General features: G+C 70.0%; 13 protein-coding genes. All 13 read left to right on the top strand.

What is annotated here, in order from left to right; translation table 11 throughout:
• Nucleotides 1-239: 239 nt before the first annotated feature.
• The 13 genes from rplJ to ASG94_RS21965 all read left to right on the top strand — a co-directional run bounded on the left by rplJ (nucleotide 240) and on the right by ASG94_RS21965 (nucleotide 12,929).
• The gene (gene rplJ / locus ASG94_RS06760; RefSeq protein WP_056925555.1) at nucleotides 240-908 is read left to right on the top strand and encodes a 50S ribosomal protein L10; all 669 of its coding nucleotides are present in this window, start codon (nucleotides 240-242) and stop codon (nucleotides 906-908) included.
• 89 nt (nucleotides 909-997) lie between these two features.
• Entirely contained in the window at nucleotides 998-1,387 is a 390-nt protein-coding gene (rplL, locus tag ASG94_RS06755) for a 50S ribosomal protein L7/L12 (RefSeq protein WP_056925554.1), read from the top strand.
• A 318-nt stretch (nucleotides 1,388-1,705) separates the two neighbouring features.
• Entirely contained in the window at nucleotides 1,706-2,662 is a 957-nt protein-coding gene (locus ASG94_RS06750; RefSeq protein ID WP_056925553.1) for an ABC transporter ATP-binding protein, read from the top strand.
• 7 nt (nucleotides 2,663-2,669) lie between these two features.
• Nucleotides 2,670-3,455, top strand: coding sequence for an MlaE family ABC transporter permease (locus ASG94_RS06745; RefSeq protein WP_056925552.1), 786 nt, complete (start codon nucleotides 2,670-2,672; stop codon nucleotides 3,453-3,455).
• Between the two features lie 2 nt (nucleotides 3,456-3,457).
• Nucleotides 3,458-4,285 carry an MlaE family ABC transporter permease gene (locus tag ASG94_RS06740; protein WP_156411446.1) on the top strand — a complete coding sequence of 276 codons (828 nt, stop codon included), beginning with the start codon at nucleotides 3,458-3,460 and terminating at the stop codon, nucleotides 4,283-4,285.
• A 7-nt stretch (nucleotides 4,286-4,292) separates the two neighbouring features.
• A complete protein-coding gene (locus tag ASG94_RS06735; RefSeq protein WP_235537152.1) occupies nucleotides 4,293-5,594 on the top strand; it encodes an MCE family protein in 1,302 nt (433 codons plus the stop codon).
• Nucleotides 5,594-6,628 carry an MCE family protein gene (locus ASG94_RS06730; RefSeq protein WP_056925550.1) on the top strand — a complete coding sequence of 345 codons (1,035 nt, stop codon included), beginning with the start codon at nucleotides 5,594-5,596 and terminating at the stop codon, nucleotides 6,626-6,628. The genes ASG94_RS06735 and ASG94_RS06730 overlap by 1 nt, the downstream gene beginning before the upstream one ends.
• Before the next feature lie 70 nt (nucleotides 6,629-6,698).
• Nucleotides 6,699-7,661, top strand: a complete 963-nt coding sequence (locus ASG94_RS06725) for an MCE family protein (RefSeq protein ID WP_056925549.1) — start codon at nucleotides 6,699-6,701, stop codon at nucleotides 7,659-7,661.
• A gap of 1 nt (nucleotide 7,662) precedes the next feature.
• A complete protein-coding gene (locus ASG94_RS06720) occupies nucleotides 7,663-8,802 on the top strand; it encodes an MCE family protein (RefSeq protein WP_056925548.1) in 1,140 nt (379 codons plus the stop codon).
• Nucleotides 8,799-10,226: an MCE family protein gene (locus ASG94_RS06715; RefSeq protein WP_056925547.1), complete on the top strand. Its 1,428-nt coding sequence runs from the start codon at nucleotides 8,799-8,801 to the stop codon at nucleotides 10,224-10,226. Before ASG94_RS06720 ends, ASG94_RS06715 begins: the two co-directional genes overlap by 4 nt.
• Nucleotides 10,223-11,506, top strand: coding sequence for an MCE family protein (locus ASG94_RS06710; protein ID WP_056925546.1), 1,284 nt, complete (start codon nucleotides 10,223-10,225; stop codon nucleotides 11,504-11,506). The genes ASG94_RS06715 and ASG94_RS06710 overlap by 4 nt, the downstream gene beginning before the upstream one ends.
• Nucleotides 11,503-12,114, top strand: coding sequence for a hypothetical protein (locus tag ASG94_RS21970; protein WP_056925545.1), 612 nt, complete (start codon nucleotides 11,503-11,505; stop codon nucleotides 12,112-12,114). Before ASG94_RS06710 ends, ASG94_RS21970 begins: the two co-directional genes overlap by 4 nt.
• Complete coding sequence (locus ASG94_RS21965) at nucleotides 12,111-12,929, top strand: J domain-containing protein (protein WP_056925544.1); 819 nt, start codon at nucleotides 12,111-12,113, stop codon at nucleotides 12,927-12,929. Before ASG94_RS21970 ends, ASG94_RS21965 begins: the two co-directional genes overlap by 4 nt.
• The last annotated feature ends 151 nt before the right edge of the window (nucleotides 12,930-13,080 follow it).

Here is a 13,080-nt window from a genome sequence, read left to right as displayed (position 1 = left end):
GTGGGAGATCGACGATTTGTCCCTCTCCCTCCAGGCGCCTAGTGTTGCCCCCTGAAACCAGAGACCGCCGGTAGTCGAGGGGCATCAGCCCCGAGATCGAAGGTTCCGCACAGTGCGGACGGCCAGCGCAGGTGGGAGCACGATCCGCAGTGATGCGGGTTCCACGCCCCGAGCCTGTGCTCGGGGCGTTCGTCGTCGTACGGGGTCCTTCGCCGGTGGTCACATCCGGAAGGAGACCCATGGCGCGGCCAGAAAAGACTGCCGCCGTAGCGGACATCGTTGAGTCCTTCAACGATTCCGCCGGTGCTGTGCTGACCGAGTACCGCGGTCTCACCGTGAAGCAGCTGCAGGACCTGCGGCGCTCCCTCGGCGAGAACGCCAACTACGCCGTGGTCAAGAACACGCTCGCCAAGATCGCCGCCACCGAGGTCGGCATCGAAGGCTTCGACGACCTGCTCACCGGCCCCACGGCCATCGCCTTCATCAATGGAGACGTGGTCGAGGCAGCCAAGGGTCTGCGTGACTTTGCCAAGGCAAACCCCGCCCTCGTCATCAAGGGCGGTGTCCTGGACGGCAAGTCCCTCGACGCTGCGGAGGTCGCCAAGCTGGCTGACCTCGAGTCGCGTGAGGTCCTCCTGGGCAAGCTCGCGGGCGGCATGCTCGCGTCGCTGTCCCAGGCCGTCTACCTCCTCAACGCCCCGCTCGCCCAGGCTGCCCGGCTCGCCGGCGCCCTGGAGGCGAAGGCGACCGAGGACCCCTCGATCCTCGCAGGTGGTGCCGGCACGCCGGCCGCTGCCGAGGAGAGCCCGGCCGCCGAGGAAGCCGCCCCCGCCGAGGAGACCGAGGCTGCCGCCGACGTCCCCGCGGCAGAGGCAGCCGACGAGGCGTCCGAGTCCACCGACGCCTGACCGGGCCGACGTACACCACCTGAAACCCATCGGGCGGGCGTGACGCTCCGCGCCACGCTGCCGCCCATCAAACGGAAGGAAACGCCACCATGGCGAAGCTCACCACCGACGAGCTGCTCGACGCGTTCAAGGAAATGACCCTCATCGAGCTCTCCGAGTTCGTGAAGCAGTTCGAGGAGACCTTCGGCGTCACCGCTGCCGCCCCCGTCGCCGCTGCCGCCCCGGCCGCTGCCGGTGGCGCCGCTGCCGCTGACGAGGCCGCCGCCCAGGACGAGTTCGACGTCATCCTCGAGGCTGCCGGCGACAAGAAGATCAACGTCATCAAGGAGGTGCGCGCCCTGACCTCCCTCGGCCTGAAGGAGGCCAAGGACCTCGTTGAGGGTGCCCCCAAGCCGGTGCTCGAGAAGGTCGCCAAGGACGCTGCTGACAAGGCGAAGGAGTCCCTCGAGGCTGCCGGCGCCACCGTCACCGTCAAGTGACCCACCCGGTGCCGGTCTGACCGGCACCACCGCGGCCCCAGGCCGCACCCGTCCTCAGGGCGGTCACCTCCGGGTGGCCGCCCTGAGGCCATTTCCGAGCGCCGTCCGCCCCCACCCGGTGCCGCCACCGGCGCGGGGTTACCGCCGGGTAGGAGAGAAGTCGTCACGCGGAGTGACACTTTGCGTTCGGCTGGTGACGTGGAGGCAATTCCCGCGTAACCTCGCGGCGACGTCCGCGTTGGTCCCCCGTCGGGAGCGACGCGGAGTCGCTCTGTTCGGCACCGACGTACGACGAGTGAGCCAGAGGGAGGCTGCGACATGGGCGTGGAGATCAAGGTCGACGACCTGACCAAGTCCTTCGGCAAGCAGCTCATCTGGGGCGACGTCAGCCTGACCATCCCGGCCGGCGAGATCTGCGTGATGCTCGGGCCGTCGGGCACGGGCAAGTCGGTCTTCCTCAAGACCCTCATCGGCCTGATCAAGCCCGACAAGGGCTCGATCCTCATCGAGGGCACCGACATCGCGAGCTGCTCGGAGAAGGACCTCTACGAGATCCGCAAGCTCTTCGGCGTGCTGTTCCAGGACGGCGCGATGTTCGGCTCGATGAACCTCTACGACAACGTCGCCTTCCCGCTGCGGGAGCACACCAAGAAGTCCGAGTCCGAGGTGCGCGACGTGGTCATGGAGAAGATGGACCTCGTCGGTCTCGTCGGCTCCGAGGACAAGCTCCCCGGCGAGATCTCCGGCGGCATGCGCAAGCGTGCCGGCCTGGCCCGGGCCCTGGTGCTCGACCCGGAGATCGTGCTCTTCGACGAGCCGGACTCGGGCCTCGACCCGGTGCGCACGGCCTTCCTCAACCAGCTGATCGTCGACCTCAACGCCCAGATCGACGCCACGTTCCTCATCGTCACCCACGACATCAACACCGCTCGCACCGTGCCCGACAACATCGGCCTGCTCTACCACCGCCACCTGGCGATGTTCGGTCCCCGCGAGATGCTGCTGAGCTCCGAGGAGCCGGTGGTGCGCCAGTTCCTCAACGCCCAGAAGGTCGGCCCGATCGGCATGTCGGAGGAGAAGGACGCCGACGAGCTGGCCGCCGAGCAGGGCCAGGAGCTGCCGCCGCTGCCGCCCATCCCCATGCAGCTGGACCCGTCCAACGGCGTCCCGCGACGCAGCCAGCGCCCGCCGGGGGAGTGGTGCGCGGCCCACGGCGTGACGCCTCCGCCCGGCTCGTTCGAGAGCTCCAACGCCGGCCTGGCTCCGGGGGCCTGATCGCGTCGTGTCCTCCCTCACCGCATCCCGGGCCCTCGCCCCGGTCGGCGCCGCCGGCAAGCTCTTCGCCTTCGCCCTCGACGTCGCCCGGGCGAGCGTCCGGCGTCCCTTCCAGCTGCGCGAGTTCATCCAGCAGGCCTGGTTCATCGCCTCGGTCACGATCGTGCCGACCGCCCTGGTCGCCATCCCCTTCGGCGCGGTCATCGCGCTCCAGGTCGGCGGGCTCATCAAGCAGTTCGGCGCCCAGTCCTTCACCGGCTCCGCGTCGGTCCTGGCGGTCATCCAGCAGGCCGCGCCCATCGGCACCGCCCTGCTGATCGCGGGGGCCGGTGGCTCGGCGATCGCCGCCGACCTCGGCGCGCGCAAGATCCGCGAGGAGCTGGACGCGATGATGGTTCTCGGCATCGACCCGATCCACCGCTTGGTCGTGCCCCGCGTGCTCGCCTGCATGCTCGTCGCCTTCTTCCTCAACGGCATGGTCAGCGTCGTCGGCGTGGCCGGCGGCTACGTCTTCAACGTCGTCCTCCAGGACGGCACCCCCGGTGCGTACGTCGCCAGCTTCACCGCGCTCGCCCAGCTGCCCGACCTGTGGATCGGCCTCTTCAAGGCGCTGGTCTTCGGCCTCATCGCCGCCATCGTCGCGTCGTACAAGGGCATGAACGCCGGCGGCGGTCCCAAGGGTGTCGGCGACGCGGTCAACGAGTCCGTCGTCATCACGTTCCTGCTGCTCTTCGTGGCCAACTTCGTCCTGAGCATGATCTACCTCCAGGTCGTGCCCCCGAAGACGGGATGACCATGGCCGATCTCAGGAGCATCTACCGCACACCGCTCAGGTCGCTGGACGACCTCGGCGGGCAGCTCGCCTTCCACATCGGCGTGATCAAGGCCGTGCCCCGGTCGGTGACGCGCTACCCCAAGGAGATCCTGCGGATCCTGGCCGAGGTGACCCTCGGCTCCGGTGCCCTCGCCGTCATCGGCGGGACCGTCGGCGTCATCCTCGGGATGACGTTCTTCACCGGCGCCCAGGTCGGCCTGTCCGGCTACGCCGCCCTCAACCAGCTCGGCACGGCCGCCTTCTCCGGCTTCGTCTCCGCCTACTTCAACACCCGCGAGATCGCCCCCCTGGTGGCCGGCATCGCGCTGGCCGCCACCGTCGGCTGCGGCTTCACCGCCCAGCTCGGCGCGATGCGCATCTCCGAGGAGGTGGACGCCCTCGAGGTGATGGCCATCCCGTCGATGCCGTTCCTGGTCGCCACCCGGGTGATCGGCGGCCTCATCGCCATCGTCCCGCTGTACGTCGTGGGCCTCCTGTCGTCGTACTTCGCCAGCCGGCTCGTCGTCACCATGTTCTACGGCCAGTCGACCGGCACCTACGACCACTACTTCAACGCGTTCCTGCCGCCGGGCGACGTGCTGTGGTCCTTCGGCAAGGTGCTCGTCTTCGCGGTGACGGTCATCCTCATCCACTGCTACCACGGCTACAACGCCTCGGGTGGCCCCGCGGGCGTGGGCGTGGCCGTGGGCCGCGCGGTCCGCACCAGCATCGTGGCCGTCAACGTCATCGACCTGTTCCTGTCGATGGCCATCTGGGGCACCACCACCACCGTGAGACTGGCGGGGTGAGGCGCGGATGAATCCCCTGCGTGCCCTCACGGGCAACCACAAGGTGCTCGGCGTCGTCTTCCTGTGCCTGATCCTCGCCGGCGTCTGGCTGTCGTACGGCGTGTTCACCAAGAAGTTCACCGACTACGACGAGGTGACCCTCCGGACGTCCAAGATCGGCCTCCAGCTGCCGATGCGCGCCGACGTCAAGATCCGCGGCGTCCAGGTCGGCGAGGTGATCGCCATCGACGCCGACTCCGACGGTGCCAGCCTGACCCTGGGCCTCTACCCCGACGAGCGCGGGCAGATCCCGGCGAACGTGACCGGCTCGATCGTCCCCAAGACCCTCTTCGGTGAGAAGTACGTGTCGCTCGTCGTGCCCGAGCAGGCCTCCGACGACAGCCTCGGCGTCGACGCGACCATCGAGCGCACGGAGGTCTCGACGGAGGTCGAGCAGGTGCTCTCCGACCTCTACCCGCTGCTGCGCGCCGTGCAGCCCGCCGAGATCAACATGACCCTCAACGCCATCGCCACGGCGCTCGAGGGCCGCGGCGACCAGCTCGGCGAGAACCTCGAGGTCCTCGACGGCTACCTGCGGCGCTTCAACCCCGAGATCCCGGCGCTCGTGGAGGACCTGCGGCTGACCGCGAAGGTCTCCGACATCTACGCCGACGTGCTGCCCGAGGTCGCCACCATCCTGCGCAACACCATCACCACCACCCAGACCCTCGAGGGCCGCGAGGACAAGCTCAACGCGCTCTTCAAGGACATCGGCCGCTTCTCCGCGACCACCGAGCGCTTCCTCGACGCCAACGGCGACAACCTGATCCGGCTCGGCGAGCTGGGCCGCACCCAGCTTCGCGTGCTCGCCAAGTACGCCCCCGAGTACCCCTGCCTGCTCGAGGGCATCGTCAAGGCCGGGGACCTGCAGGCCGAGGCGTTCCGCGGCTTCACCCTGCACATCGTCCTGGAGACCCTGCCCAACCAGCCGCGCGGCTACGGGCCGCAGGACGCCCCCGTGTACGGCGAGACCCGCGGCCCGCACTGCGGCTCGCTGCCGAACCCTCCCGGGGACCAGGCCGACCCCTTCGACGGCCAGCCCGACTTCGTGGACGGCATCGACGAGCCCACCGGCAAGGGCACCTCGCGGGTCGCGACCGGCTGGGCCGGTGGCGACGGCTACACCGGGGGCCGCGACGAGGCGGCGCTGCTCAAGGGGCTGCTCGGGACCTCGATCGGGACCACCGCCGCGGACGTGCCGGACCTCGGCGTGCTGCTCGTCGGACCCATGGCGCGGGGCGCCACTGTGACGCTGGGGGAGGCCCGCTGATGCCGCTGCTCGACTCCAGGACCTCCCTCGACCTCACCAAGCTGATGGTCTTCATCCTCGTCACGACGCTGGCCACCGCCGTCCTCGTCGTCACCATCGGCAACCTCACCTTCGGCCAGACCCGCACCTACCGGGCGGTGTTCGCCAACGCGACCGGCGTGGTCAAGGGCGACGACATCCGCGTCGCCGGCGTCAAGGTCGGGGTGGTCGAGGACATCGAGGTCGCCGACCGCACCCAGGCACGGCTGACCTTCACGGTCGACGAGGACACCGCGGTCACCGGGGCCACGTTCGCCACCATCAAGTACCGCAACCTCGTGGGGCAGCGGTACGTCGCGCTGACCCAGGAGATCGGCGACACCGCGCGGCTGCCGGACAACGCGGAGATCCCGGTCGAGCGCACCAAGCCGGCCCTCGACCTCACGGTGCTGTTCAACGGGTTCAAGCCGCTGTTCCAGGCGCTGTCGCCCTCGGACATCAACCAGCTCTCCTACGAGATCGTCCAGGTCTTCCAGGGGGAGAGCGGCACCCTCGAGGGGCTGCTCCAGCACACGGCGTCGGTGACCTCCACGCTGGCGGACCGTGACGAGGTGATCAGCGACCTCATCGTCAACCTCAACGAGGTGCTCGACCACGTCGGCGACCGCGACGAGCAGCTGTCGCGCCTGATCACCTCCTTCCGCACCCTCGTCGGCGGGCTCAAGGACGACCGGCAGGCCATCCTCGGCTCCCTCGACGAGATCTCCGACCTGTCGGTCGAGACCTCCGACCTGCTGTCGGGCATCCGCCGCCCGTTCGTCAAGGACATCAAGGAGCTGCGCACCGTCGCCGGCAACATCGACAAGAACAAGGCCGAGCTCGACCGGGCGCTCCAGGTGCTGCCCATCAAGCTGGAGAAGGTCGGGCGCACCGCCATCTACGGCTCGTGGTTCAACTTCTACCTCTGCGAGTTCCAGGGCCGGGTCAAGCTGCCCGGCAACCTCAACGTCCCGGTCTCCTACCAGCCGGGCTCCGATCGGTGTGATCTCGGATGAACTCACCCCACGACCTTCTCCGCTCCCCCCGCTGCGCTCCTCCCGCGGACAACGCCGAGGGGACCCCGAGATGATTCCCTTCCGCGAGCGCAACCCCGTCGTCATCGGGTTCATCAGCCTCGTCGCCCTCGGCCTGCTGCTCACGGCGGCGCTGCGCGCCGACGACCTGCCGCTGATCGGCGGCGGCGACACCTACCGCGCGGCCTTCACCGAGTCCGGCGGGCTCAAGAAGGGCGACGAGGTCCGCATCGCCGGCGTCCGCGTCGGCAAGGTCGACGAGGTGGCGCTGGACGACGGGCACGTCGTGGCGACGTTCAAGGTCGACCGCGCCGAGTCCTTCGGCCCCGACACCCGGGCCGCGATCAAGGTCAAGACGCTCCTCGGAGCGATGTTCCTCTCCCTCGAGCCGGCCGGCGAGGGCCAGCTCGCCGAGGGCTCGACCATCCCGGTCGAGCGCACGTCCTCGCCGTACGACGTGGTGGAGGCCTTCGAGGGCCTCGCCGACACCTCGGAGCGGATCGACACCGACCAGCTCGCCGGTGCGCTCACCACGCTGGCCGACCTGACCCGCAACACGCCCGAGGAGTTCCGCTCGGCGCTGGACGGCGTCACCCGCCTCTCGGCCAACGTGGCGGCCAAGGACCAGCAGATCAACGAGCTGCTGGTCAACCTCGACAAGGTCGCCACGGTGCTCGACGCGCGGGACGAGGACATCGTCGCCCTGATGCGGGACGCCGACGTGCTGTTCCGCGCGCTCGTGGGTCGCCGGGAGGCGATCCACGACCTCCTCGAGTCGACCTCGACCCTGTCGCAGGAGCTGACCCTGCTGGTCCGGCAGAGCCGCGAGGACCTCAAGCCCGCCCTGACGCACCTGGAGAACGTCGTCGCCGTGCTCAACAAGAACGAGGACAACCTCGACAACAGCCTGCGGCTGATGGCGCCGTTCTACCGGGTGTTCGCCAGCACCCTTGGCACCGGCCCGTGGTTCGACACCTACATCCAGAACCTGCCTCCGGCACCGCAGGTGGGCTGACATGGAGACCCTGCGCAAGCTCGCCGTCCCGCTCGTGGTCATCGCCCTGGTGACCGCGGCGGCGATCACCATGTTCACCGGCACCGACTCCAAGCGGCTGGTCGCCCACTTCCCGCGCACCATCTCGATCTACGAGGGTAGCGAGGTGCGCGTCCTCGGGGTGCCGATCGGCAACGTCGAGTCGGTGGAGCCCTCGGGCACCGACGTCGTCGTGACCATGACCTACGACAGCGAGGTCGAGCTGCCGGCGGACGCCAAGGCCGCGATCGTGGCGCCCTCCATCGTCGGCGACCGCTTCATCCAGGTCACCCCCGCCTACACCGGCGGGGAGGTGATGGCCGACGGCGTCGAGCTCCCCGTGGAGCAGGCCGGGGTGCCGATCGAGCTCGACCAGATCTACGCGAGCCTCGACACCCTCAACGTCGCCCTCGGCCCCAACGGCGCCAACCGCGACGGTGCGCTGTCCGACCTGCTCGCGGTGACGGCCGACAACTTCGACGGCCAGGGCGAGAACCTGCGCTCGACCCTGGGCAACGTCGCCCGGCTGACCGCCACCCTCGACAACAACAAGGAGGAGCTGTTCGGCAGTGCCGAGCAGCTCGGCAAGTTCGTCAGCACCCTGGCCGAGAACGACCAGACCGTCCGCAGCTTCAACCGGTCGCTGTCGGACGTGTCCGGCCTCCTCGAGGGCGAGAAGGAGGAGCTGTCGGCCTCGCTGCGCAACCTGTCGGTGGCGCTCACCGAGGTGTCCTCCTTCGTCAAGGACAACCGTGAGGTGCTGGGTCGCAACATCTCCGGGCTCAACCGGGTCTCCAAGGTCCTGGTCAAGCAGCGCGACGCCCTCGACGAGATCCTCCGCGTCGGCCCGCTCGCCCTCAACAACCTCGCGCTGACCTACAACCCGCAGTCCGGCACGCTCGACACCCGGGCCAACCTCGGCGAGCTCGTCAACCAGCTCACGGCCGACCCGGCGACGTACCTGTGCGGGCTCACCAGCCAGGTCAAGGGCGCCGGCGGCGTGTGCGACACGATCAAGCAGGTCCTGCCGCGCTCGGGTGCGCTCCCGAAGGGACCCGTGCCGGCGCGGCCCGACCAGCGGTTCGACCCCACCCTCGGTGGTCTCGTGGAGGTGTCGCGATGAACCGCGTCAAGGCCGTCGTGCTGCTCTTCGTCACCGCGCTCGCCCTGTCCGCGTGCGACTTCGACGTCTACGAGCTGCCGCTGCCCGGGGGGCCCGACGTGGGCTCCGACCCGATGACGGTGCGGGTGCACTTCGCTGACGTCCTCGACCTGGTGCCGAGGTCGACGGTCAAGGTCAACGACGTCACCGTCGGGCAGGTGAGCGACGTGTCGCTGGACGGGTACGCCGCGGTGGTCGAGCTCGAGATGCGCAACGACGTCGAGCTGCCGGACAACGCCGTGGCCGAGATCCGCCAGACCAGCCTGCTCGGCGAGAAGTTCGTCTCGCTCGCGGCGCCCGCGGAGGGGGCCAGCAGCAACCCGCTCGAGAGCGGCGACGAGATCCCGCTCGAGCGCACCGGGCGCAACCCCGAGGTCGAGGAGGTGCTCGGTGCGCTGAGCCTGCTCCTCAACGGCGGCGGTGTCGCGCAGCTCAAGACCATCACCCAGGAGCTCAACCTGGCCCTCGAGGGCAGGGAGGGCACCGCCCGCTCGGTGCTGCGCCAGATCCGGGACTTCATGGCCCAGCTCGACGACAACAAGGGCGACATCGTCGACGCCATCGAGAAGCTCAACCGGCTGGCCCTGGGGATCCGCAAGGAGCAGCCGACGATCGACGCGGCCCTCGAGGAGCTGCCCAGCGCGCTCGACTCGATCGACCGCCAGCGCGAGGACCTGGTCGCCATGCTGCGGTCCCTGGAGGACCTCAGCGCGGTGGGCGTCCGGGTCATCCGCGCGTCCAAGGAGGCGACGATCGACTCGCTCGAGGCGCTCGACCCGGTGCTGACCCAGCTCGCGGCGTCGGGCGACGACTTCACCAACGCCTTCCACGTGTTCCTCACCTACCCGTTCGTCGACGAGGTGGTCGGCCGGGACCCGCAGGTCGCCCGCAACCTGCACATGGGCGACTACACCAACCTCTCGATCACCCTCGAGGTCGACCTCTCCCAGGGCGCGACCGGGCTGCCCACGCTGCCCACCAACCTGCCCACGCCGATCGACCCCACCGTCATCGTGGACAACGTCCTGGAGTGCATCGCCAGCGGCGACCTGAACAGCCCGGCCTGCCAGAAGGTCCTGGCCACGCCCACCGAGCTGCTCAAGCTCCAGCAGGAGTGCCGCAAGGACGCCAACAAGGACAAGGACGTGTGCCGCGAGCTCAACCAGCTGCCCAACCTGCCCCTGCCCACGGAGACGACGACCATCCCGGGTGTCCCGGTCCCGCTGCCCAGCGTGCCGACCGCCACGGGGCTGCCCACCCTGCCGGGCCTCGGCCGCGCCGGCACGCAGGAGCGGACGCCTCAGGGCCCGACGTACGGACAGCTGATGGACGCCTACGACCCCGCCCTCGTCAGCCTGCTCGTCCCCGGGATGGTGCTGCGATGATCACCCGTCGTACCAAGCTGCAGCTGCTGGTCTTCGCCATCATCACGCTGCTCGGCGTGAGCTACGTCGGCGCGCGCTACGCGCGGCTCGACCGGGTGTTCGTCGACGACACCTACACGGTGGTCGCGCACTTCAAGGACTCCGGCGGGGCGTTCGCCGGGGCCGAGGTGTCCTACCGCGGGGTGCGCATCGGCGAGGTGTCGCAGATGGTGCTCACGGACGAGGGCGTCGACATCCACCTCGACATCGACAAGGAGCAGGACCGCATCCCCGCCGACAGCCTGGCGCTGGTCGGCAACCGCTCGGCGGTGGGGGAGCAGTACGTCGAGCTCCAGCCGCAGGTCGACGACGGCCCCTACCTGGAGGACCGCTCGCAGATCGCCGTCGACCGCACCCGCACGCCGATCCAGACCGACACCCTGCTGACGCACCTGTCCGAGACCGTCCGCAGCGTCGACGAGCGCGACCTGCAGACCGTCACCACCGAGTTCGGCGCGGCGTTCGGCGGTGCGGGGCAGGACCTTCAGACGATCATCGACTCGGGCACCGCCTTCATCGACGCCGCCGACGCCAACTTCGAGGTCACCACCAAGCTGATCCGCGACGGCAACGTCGTGCTCAACGGGCAGATCGACTCCGAGAGCGCGCTGCGCTCCTTCGCCCGCGACCTCAGCACCTTCTCCACCTCGCTGGCCGGGTCCGACAAGGACCTCCGCTCGGTGATCGACAACGGCAGCGCGACCGCCACCCAGCTGCGCACCTTCATCGAGGACAACGAGGTCGAGCTCGGCGAGCTCCTCAACAACCTCGTCACCACGGGCGAGGTCGTGGTGAAGAACATCAAGGGCGTCGAGCAGCTGCTCGTCATCTACCCGTACGTCGTCGAGGGCGGGTTCACCGTCGTGTCGAAGACCTCGGCGACCGGCAACTACGACGCCCACTTCGGCATGGTCCTGACCGAGGACCCGGCGGTGTGCCACGCCGGCTACGAGGGGACCGACACCCGGCCGCCGCAGGACGGGGAGAACCGGGCCATGAACACCGCGGCCCGCTGCACCGAGCCCGCCTCGCAGTCCAACGCGCGCGGCGGCCAGCACGCGCCCCGCCCGGCGGCGTCGTACGCCCCACCGGTCGCCGCCTACGACCCCGACACCGGCGAGCTGGTGTGGGGCGAGGCGGAGGCCGCCCGCCTCGAGTCGCGCGGTAGCGTCGCGCCCCGGACCCTCGGAGAGGAGTCATGGAAGTGGTTGTTCCTCCAGCCCCTGCTGACGCAGGAGTGACGCGCACCGACCCCGCCACCGCCACAGCCCCCGCGGTCGAGCGCCGGACCGCCGGCTTCCGCACGGTCCTGCTGGCCGTCCTGGTGGTCCTGGCCCTGGTCGCGGCCGGCCTGCTGGCGTGGCTGCTCCTGGCGCGTGGCGACGACGGCGACGACGTCCAGTCCTCCCGCGAGGAGGTGATGGCGCAGACCGAGCAGTTCATGCTGCGGATGGGCACCTACGGGCCCGACCTGCTCGACGAGAAGGGCGCGATGCCCGAGTACCGCGAGCGCGTCACCGACGTCATCACCGACAAGTTCGCCGCGTCCTTCGAGCAGGAGGCCGGCACGGCGGAGCAGCTGGTGGCCCAGGCGGGCGTGACCCGGGTCGCCGACGTCTTCGCCACCGGGGTGTCCAGCATCGACCAGGACTCGGCCCGCACCCTGGTCGCCGGGACGTTCAGCGACTCCTACGACGTCAAGGGCAAGACCGTCGACCAGGAGCCGATCCCCTTCCGCATCGAGGTCAGCCTCGTCGAGGTCGACGGCGAGTGGCTCGTCGACGACTTCGACCCGGTCTCGGGCGACGGGGCGGCCCCGACCGAGCCCGACCCGGGAGCCCAGCCGTGAGCGACCTCAAGCCCTCCACCCACAGCCCCAGCTGGTACGACGTCCTCGACGTCGAGCCCAGCGCGTCCGCCGACGAGGTGCGCGCGGCCTGGCGGGCCGGCATCGCCGACCTCGAGCCGGGCTCGCGCCGCTTCGCCTCGCTCAACGCGGCCGCCGAGGTGCTGCTCGACCCGGCCCGCCGAGCGGCGTACGACGCGTCGCTCCCCGAGCGCGAGGCCGCGCCCGCCGTGGTCGAGGAGGAGCCCGTCGAGGACGGGCCCGACAGCGCCGGCACCACCGGTGCCGCCGAGACCGCCGGCACTGCCGGTGTGGTCGGGGCGCCGCCCCGCGCCGTCCCGGCCTGGCTCCTGGCCGTCGTCGGCCTGCTGCTCGCCGGTCTGCTCGCCGGCTGCGCGTGGGCGTGGCAGACGACGTCGGGGGAGACGACCGAGGAGGCGACGCGCGCCGCCCAGGCCGCCGCCGAGCGCGCCATCGTGCCGGTGCTGTCCTACGGCTACGAGTCGCTGGCGGAGGACCAGGCGCGGGCGCAGGGCTACCTCACCTCCGACTACCGCGCCGACTACGACAAGCTCTTCGCGGTCATCTCCGACAACGCCCCGCAGACGCAGACGACCGTCGAGGCACGGGTGGTCGCGTCGGGGATCGTGCGCTCGGGCCAGGACCGGGTCGACGTCCTCGTGTTCGTCGACCGGCCGACCACCAACAAGCTGACCCCGGAGCCGGAGACCTACAAGGACCAGGTCACCGTCACGATGCAGAAGGTCGGCGACGAGTGGCTGGTCGACAACCTGGTGACCTCCCCGGCGCAGGGCTGAGCGGGGCCGGTCACGGGTCCCCGCGACGCCCCGAGGGGGGTCGGTGCTTGACCTGTCCCCGGCCGCCGGTCATCATCGTCGGCAACGCGTGAGCGAACGGCGAGCACGAGCAGTGGAATGCCATCGACCCCGCCTTTGAAGCGAGCCCTGT

Origin of the sequence: Nocardioides sp. Soil805, assembly GCF_001429625.1 — a bacterium.
Classification (GTDB): domain Bacteria; phylum Actinomycetota; class Actinomycetes; order Propionibacteriales; family Nocardioidaceae; genus Nocardioides.
The sequence above is the reverse complement of the archived record's forward strand: the minus strand, read 5'-3'. Positions and strand labels throughout refer to the sequence as shown.

Bases quoted from the DNA above. Each gene is read 5' to 3' on its own strand.
- rplJ (WP_056925555.1), top strand. From the start codon at position 240: ATGGCGCGGCCAGAAAAGACTGCCGCCGTAGCGGACATCGTTGAGTCC.
- rplL (WP_056925554.1), top strand. From the start codon at position 998: ATGGCGAAGCTCACCACCGACGAGCTGCTCGACGCGTTCAAGGAAATG.
- ASG94_RS06750 (WP_056925553.1), top strand. From the start codon at position 1,706: ATGGGCGTGGAGATCAAGGTCGACGACCTGACCAAGTCCTTCGGCAAG.
- ASG94_RS06740 (WP_156411446.1), top strand. From the start codon at position 3,458: ATGGCCGATCTCAGGAGCATCTACCGCACACCGCTCAGGTCGCTGGAC.
- ASG94_RS06735 (WP_235537152.1), top strand. From the start codon at position 4,293: ATGAATCCCCTGCGTGCCCTCACGGGCAACCACAAGGTGCTCGGCGTC.
- ASG94_RS06730 (WP_056925550.1), top strand. From the start codon at position 5,594: ATGCCGCTGCTCGACTCCAGGACCTCCCTCGACCTCACCAAGCTGATG.
- ASG94_RS06725 (WP_056925549.1), top strand. From the start codon at position 6,699: ATGATTCCCTTCCGCGAGCGCAACCCCGTCGTCATCGGGTTCATCAGC.
- ASG94_RS06720 (WP_056925548.1), top strand. From the start codon at position 7,663: ATGGAGACCCTGCGCAAGCTCGCCGTCCCGCTCGTGGTCATCGCCCTG.
- ASG94_RS06715 (WP_056925547.1), top strand. From the start codon at position 8,799: ATGAACCGCGTCAAGGCCGTCGTGCTGCTCTTCGTCACCGCGCTCGCC.
- ASG94_RS06710 (WP_056925546.1), top strand. From the start codon at position 10,223: ATGATCACCCGTCGTACCAAGCTGCAGCTGCTGGTCTTCGCCATCATC.